This window comes from Anaerotruncus massiliensis (ex Togo et al. 2026) (genome assembly GCF_030825285.1).
Taxonomy (GTDB): Bacteria; Bacillota; Clostridia; order Oscillospirales; family Ruminococcaceae; genus Anaerotruncus; species Anaerotruncus massiliensis.
This window is the reverse complement of record NZ_JAPJQF010000096.1, coordinates 1-4,298: the sequence shown is the minus strand read 5'-3', so window position 1 is coordinate 4,298 and position 4,298 is coordinate 1. Positions and strand designations below refer to the sequence as shown.

The following is a 4,298-nucleotide window of genomic DNA, read 5'->3' as shown; positions in this document are numbered from 1 at the left end:
GGTGGAGCCGCCCCTCATCGTCGAGGGGGAGGGGGGCTTTTCCCCCGAGATGCTGCGCGTCTACCGGAAGAAAGAAAACAAAAAGGAGGGCGGAAGATGAGCGGGAAGCTCTATGTCGTGGGCACGCCGATCGGCAATCTGGGGGACTTTTCCCCGCGCGCGCTCGAGACGCTCCAAAACTGCTCGTTTATCGCGGCGGAGGACACGCGGGTGACGCTGAAGCTGCTCAACCGCTTTGAGATCAAAAAGCCGCTGGTCAGCTACTATGAGCACAACATCCGCGAGCGGGGGCAGGAGATCCTCGCGCGGATTTTAGCGGGGGAGGACTGCGCGGTCGTGACCGACGCGGGCATGCCCTGCATCTCCGACCCGGGCGAGGACCTCGTGCGGCTGTGCGCGGAAAACGGCGTCGAGACGGTCGTGGTGCCGGGGCCGAGCGCGGCGGTGTCCGCGCTGGCGGTGTCGGGGCTTCCGACGGCGCGGTTCTCCTTTGAGGGCTTTCTCAGCGTCAAGCGCACCAGCCGCATGGAGCATCTGGAGGCGGTGCGGGAGGACCCGCGCACCCTCATCTTCTACGAGGCGCCCCACAAGCTCGTTTCGACGCTCGCCGACATGCTCGAGGCGTTCGGCGACCGGCGGATCGCGCTGGCGCGGGAACTGACGAAGGTGCACGAGGAGGTGCGGCGCACCACCCTGGCCGGCGCGGCGGCCCACTACGCCGAGAATCCGCCGCGCGGGGAGTTCGTCCTCATCGTCGAGGGCGCGCCGCCCAAAAAAACAGAGCCTCCCGATTTCCGGGAGGCTGTGGAGCTGACGCTCGGGCTGGCCGCGCAGGGGGCCTCCCTGTCGGAGGCCGCGAAGGAGGCCGCCCGGCGTACGGGCTATAAGAAAGGAGAGCTCTATAAGGCCGCGCTGAAGGAGTGACGCGGCTATGTAGGGGCTTTTGGAGCGCTGCAAAGAACAGAAAGCCTAGAGGAGCAGGTAGGCGAGCGCCATGAGCAGGGCGTTATCCGCCTTTTCGTTGTAGAGCAGGAAGAGCAGCCCGAGGATGAGCAGCGTCTCGGTGTCGATGCCGAGCTTGTCGATCAGCCCGCTGATCGGGTCGGTCGGCTGCTGCGTTTGCTGGGCGGGCTGCTGGGGAACCACATGCGATTCCGCCTCGATGACCCCGCCCTCCGTGACCTGCGCGGGCCCGCCCATTGCCTGCCCCTGCGAGAAGGAGATTTCGGGCGTCGGGTCGAACAGAATCGGCTCCGGCTCCTCGGTTACCGGCTGCATGGCCGATGGAGGCACGTCGATGAACTGCTGCGTGGCGGCCTGGCTGCGCGCCTGAAATTCATGGACGCGGTTGATCGCCTCCTGCTGCATGCGGATCATGTCCTCTTCGGTATAGGTTTTGGTGCTGTTCCATCGCATCATCGTTTACCACCGCCTGAAAAGAGATTTCCGAGGCTGCCGAGCAGCCCGCTGTCGCGCACGGCCGGCCAGGCGTGCATCAGCCGCATCAGCCGGACCGCCCCGTCGATTTTGCCCGCCCGTTCGGGCGAAAAATGTGGTTTGAGCGCCTGCAGAAGATCGATGTTTTTATCCGGCTGGTTCATGGTGCCGAGCACGCCCGCAAGCTTGCCGATCGAGCCGAGGTCGGGCATCCCGCCTCCCGCGGCGCCGCCCGCGTTCTGGCCGCCGCCCCCCAGCATACCCAGGATGGAGGAGAGCGCCGCGGGGTCGAAGCCGCCGCCGGTGCCGCCTCCCGCGGAGGGCGCGGCGCCCGCGTTTCCGCCCCCCTGAAGGTTTTGCAGGAGGGAGGCGAACGCGGACGGGTCGAAGCCGCCGCCCGCGTTTCCGCCGGCGGGCGGGGCGCCGCCTCCGGCATTGCCGCCCCCCTGGAGTCCCTGGAGCAGGGAGGCGATCGCGGCGGGGCTGGGGCCGTTCCCGGCTCCGCCCGCGCCTCCGCCGGCGGGCGGAGCGTTCCCCGCGTTCCCGGACCCCTGGAGGTTTTGCAGGAGGGAAGCGATCGCGGAGGGGTCGAAGCCGCCCGGCGCGGCGCTTCCGCCGTCCGGCTGCCCGGAGGGCGCCGCGGCGCCGCCGGGGGAGAGCCCGATCGACTGGGCGACCTGCCGGAGCTGTTCCATTTTGCCCGGGTCGCCCAATATCGAAGTGAGCATCGAATTCAGGTCATCCATGCAATCCCCCTCTTCGCGTATGGCGTTCACAGGCCCGCGCGGCGCGCGGGCCTGTGAACGACGGAATGCCTTTTACTGCCTGCCCATCAGGCCGCGCAGCAGCTGTTGGACCTTGGGGTTTCCCAGGAACTGCTGGACCGCCGCCGGATTATTCATAAATCCCTGGATCTGGGCCCTTTGCGCGGGGCTGAGCCCGCCGAGGATGCCGTCCATCTGACCGCTCTGCATCTGCTCGCGGAGCTTTTCCGGGTCCTTGCCCATCTTTTTGCCCGCCAGGGCAAGCAGGGAATCCATCTGGTCGGGAGAAATGTTGAAATTGTTTGCCAATCGGTTCACCGCCTGTTTTCTTTCGTTCATTTATATGTTATATTAATAGCAGATATTCAGAAAAGTGTGACACCCGGCCCGCGGCAAAGCGCATGCAACCACCGAATTTTTTCGTTTGCGCGCGTTTTTCCGAAGGCCGGTTTTTCTCCGGAAAAGACCGGTATTCCGGCGCGTACGCGCCGTCTTGGAAAGGATGGGCCGGTTCCCATGCGATTGATCGTAACGTCCGACACCCATCGCGATTTTCATTCCCTGCGCAGGCTGGTCGAGATGCACCGCGCTTCCGCCGATATCTTCATCCACCTCGGCGACGGCGCGCAGGAGCTGGAACAGGCGATCGCGCTCTATCCCGATTGCAAATGGCTCAGCGTGCGGGGCAACTGCGATTTTGGGACAAGCGCCACGCTGGCGGGCTGCTTTTCCTGCGGACCCGCGAAAATCTTTTATACCCACGGCCACATGTACAGCGTCAAATACGGCCTTGACGACCTGGTCGCCGCCGCCGCGGATATCGAGGCGAACGTTGTGCTCTTCGGGCACACCCACGTGCCCTTTGTGGGCTACCAGAGGGGGATGCACCTGCTCAATCCCGGCAGTCTCGGCCTGCCGCGCGACGGCAAAAGCACCTATGGGGTGGTCGACGTCACGGAAACCGACATCGTGTGCTTCATCAACGAGCTGGACAACCGGCGCAAATAAAAACAGGAGCCCCCGGCAGCGGCCGGGGGCTCCTGTTCCATTTTATGACGCCGTTCAGCGGGCCGAACAGCTATTTTTTGTCCTCCGTCTCGATGCCCATCTTGCGGGAAAGCTCCCGCACCGCGGAGTTGGCGCAGACCACCAGGATTTTGTCCCCGGAAAAGATCTGCGTGTTGCCGCGCGGGATGATGAGCCGCCCATCGCGGGAGACGGACACGATGACCGATTCCTCCGGCAGCCGCAGCTCGGACAGCGTGATGCCGTTGAGGCGGTACTTGGGCGGGATCTGCAATTCCGAGAGGGACGCCTCGCCGCGCGCGAGCGGCATGAGCTGCTTGATGGCGGCGGTATCCACCTCCCGCTCGAGCAGGCGGGCGATGTTGTCGGTCGAGGAGATGGGGATGTCCACGCCAAGCTGCTTCATGACCGCCGCGTTTTTGGGATTGTTGATGCGCGCCACGGTGCGTTCCACCTGGAACACCTTTTTGGCCAGCTGGCAGGAGACCAGATTGTCCTGGTCCTGCCCGGTCACGGCGATCAGCGCGTCCGCGCCCTTGGCGCCCGCGCTTTCCAGCACGTCGATCATGCTCCCGTCCCCGCAGATGACCGGCACGTCCAGTTCGTCCGCAATGCGGGTGCACGCCTCCCGGTCCGTTTCAACCAGATGGGGCTCGTGCCCATGCTCCAGCAGCGTCTTGGTCAGGTAGTAGCCCACCTTGCCGCCGCCCACAACAACGATTCGCATCTTCCATGCACCTTTCCTAGATGATTTTCCGCCCGGCGGGCGGTTTTGGATTTGCCGCGCTGCGCCCGGCGAGGCTTTAGATGCGCTCCTCACCTGCGGCGAGCGCCGCAGAGCGGCGACGCGCATTCAAAGAGGGCCACAGGCGCCACTTGTCCCTTCGGGACAAATGGTGTCCCCATTCGGGCTGTCGCTTCGCGACCCCTTTGGATTCCCCGTAGGGAGTCGCCATGCGACCCGGCCCTGCGGGCCGGAACCCTAAGCGGAGCCGCCTTCGGCGGCAAGAATCACGAGCGCGTTCCGCCGCGCGGCACGGGTTCCTTTTCGGACGGACGAAAAGGAACCAA

The 4,298-nt window shown here is 65.1% G+C and carries 6 protein-coding genes; 2 read left to right on the top strand and 4 right to left on the bottom strand.

Features of this window, described 5'->3' with window-relative positions; all coding sequences use genetic code 11:
* The first annotated feature begins 96 nt into the window (after nt 1-96).
* On the top strand, nt 97-924 hold the full coding sequence (rsmI, locus tag RCI06_RS14255; RefSeq protein WP_101548109.1) for a 16S rRNA (cytidine(1402)-2'-O)-methyltransferase: 828 nt from the start codon (nt 97-99) through the stop codon (nt 922-924).
* A gap of 45 nt (nt 925-969) precedes the next feature.
* Here rsmI and RCI06_RS14250 read toward each other — a convergent pair whose 3' ends face one another.
* The 3 genes from RCI06_RS14250 to RCI06_RS14240 all read right to left on the bottom strand — a co-directional run bounded on the left by RCI06_RS14250 (nt 970) and on the right by RCI06_RS14240 (nt 2,510).
* Complete coding sequence (locus RCI06_RS14250) at nt 970-1,419, bottom strand: hypothetical protein (protein WP_276873096.1); 450 nt, start codon at nt 1,417-1,419, stop codon at nt 970-972.
* Entirely contained in the window at nt 1,416-2,183 is a 768-nt protein-coding gene (locus RCI06_RS14245) for a hypothetical protein (RefSeq protein ID WP_306576425.1), read from the bottom strand. The genes RCI06_RS14250 and RCI06_RS14245 overlap by 4 nt, the downstream gene beginning before the upstream one ends.
* A gap of 72 nt (nt 2,184-2,255) precedes the next feature.
* The gene (locus RCI06_RS14240) at nt 2,256-2,510 is read right to left on the bottom strand and encodes a hypothetical protein (RefSeq protein ID WP_101548116.1); all 255 of its coding nucleotides are present in this window, start codon (nt 2,508-2,510) and stop codon (nt 2,256-2,258) included.
* Nucleotides 2,511-2,717: 207 nt separating this feature from the next.
* Between RCI06_RS14240 and RCI06_RS14235 the strand changes: the two genes are divergently transcribed.
* A complete protein-coding gene (locus RCI06_RS14235; RefSeq protein ID WP_101548118.1) occupies nt 2,718-3,209 on the top strand; it encodes a metallophosphoesterase in 492 nt (163 codons plus the stop codon).
* 70 nt (nt 3,210-3,279) lie between these two features.
* Here the strand turns inward: RCI06_RS14235 and RCI06_RS14230 are convergent, their stop codons facing one another.
* On the bottom strand, nt 3,280-3,954 hold the full coding sequence (locus RCI06_RS14230) for a TrkA family potassium uptake protein (protein WP_101548120.1): 675 nt from the start codon (nt 3,952-3,954) through the stop codon (nt 3,280-3,282).
* Nucleotides 3,955-4,298: the final 344 nt, after the last annotated feature.